Genomic DNA, 1,032 nt, shown 5'->3' on the forward strand with positions numbered 1-1,032 from the left:
AATCAAAAAAAACGGGCTATAGGCCCGTTTTTTTTGTTTTTTTGGTTTCTTTGTCTACACTGAAAAAAAGCAACGTTATTGTTGAGTCTTTTAGGGATCGAACAGTTAATGACAAAGTCCGAATTAGTTGAAATTATTGCTGCGAAGCAAACGCAGTTGTCAGTCAAAGATGTTGAGCTGGCGATAAAAACACTTATTGATCTTATGTCTGATACCTTGTCGTCAGGGCAGCGTATTGAGATTCGTGGGTTTGGTAGTTTTTCTCTACACTATCGAGCACCAAGGATGGGTAGAAATCCGAAAACAGGTGAGTCTGTTAGTCTTCAGGCAAAGCATGTGCCTCACTTTAAGCCAGGTAAAGAGCTTAGAGATCGTGTAAATGAGAGTCTAAAAGAAGGCTATTAATCAAATTCGCCTCTAATATAGTCAGCGTGTTAACATGGTAAAGATCTAGGCACGTTTCAATATTTGAGTCAGGTTTTATTAATGGCACGTATTTTATTCGCTCTTTCATTTCTTCTTTTTGTAGTTATTCTACTCGCTTGTGTTGTTTTTGTTTTACGAAATGATGCGCTTGTAGCTGTGGATCTATTATTTGTCGAGTTCACCTCTCTTAGTGTGGGGTTTTGGGTGTTAGGCAGCTTGGTTGTTGGCCTCATTCTTGGTTTCTTATTTTCTGTACCGACTCAGATTTCCCTTTTTGGTTCGAAAAAAATTAAAGATAAGCGTCTCCAGACAACAGAAACTAAACTGTCGAGACTTAAAAGAGCGACCTCAAAAGGCTAGTAAATGGAAACTGCGCAGCTCTGGGTTTTTCTGTTTTTAGCGCTTTCTTTAGGCTGGTTGCTCGGATATAGCGCTAAGCAGAAAAGGTCTCCTACTAGCGAACCTAGCCAAACAAAGGTCGGTGAAAAGCACCGACTCCAGCTGCTTTTTGATAGTTATTCCGATGATGCTATAGATCGATTGATTAACTCCCTGGAAGTATCCGAAGAAACTCTTCAAACACACATCTCTATCGGTACGCACTTT

Annotated in this window: 2 protein-coding genes and 1 pseudogene; all 3 read left to right on the forward strand. The window is 39.9% G+C overall.

Annotation, left to right across the window (positions count from 1 at the left end; translation table 11 throughout):
* The first annotated feature begins 108 nt into the window (after positions 1-108).
* Positions 109-405, forward strand: coding sequence for an integration host factor subunit beta (locus A3729_RS28330; protein ID WP_068509308.1), 297 nt, complete (start codon positions 109-111; stop codon positions 403-405).
* 81 nt (positions 406-486) lie between these two features.
* On the forward strand, positions 487-786 hold the full coding sequence (locus A3729_RS28335) for a LapA family protein (protein ID WP_068509306.1): 300 nt from the start codon (positions 487-489) through the stop codon (positions 784-786).
* Between the two features lie 3 nt (positions 787-789).
* Positions 790-1,032 (forward strand): annotated as a pseudogene (locus A3729_RS28340) (hypothetical protein); the annotation flags it as partial.

Source organism: Oleiphilus sp. HI0043 (assembly GCF_001634935.1).

What these genes read in the sequence shown, in the direction of transcription:
- A3729_RS28330 (WP_068509308.1), top strand. Translation starts at nt 109, where the DNA reads ATGACAAAGTCCGAATTAGTTGAAATTATTGCTGCGAAGCAAACGCAG.
- A3729_RS28335 (WP_068509306.1), top strand. Translation starts at nt 487, where the DNA reads ATGGCACGTATTTTATTCGCTCTTTCATTTCTTCTTTTTGTAGTTATT.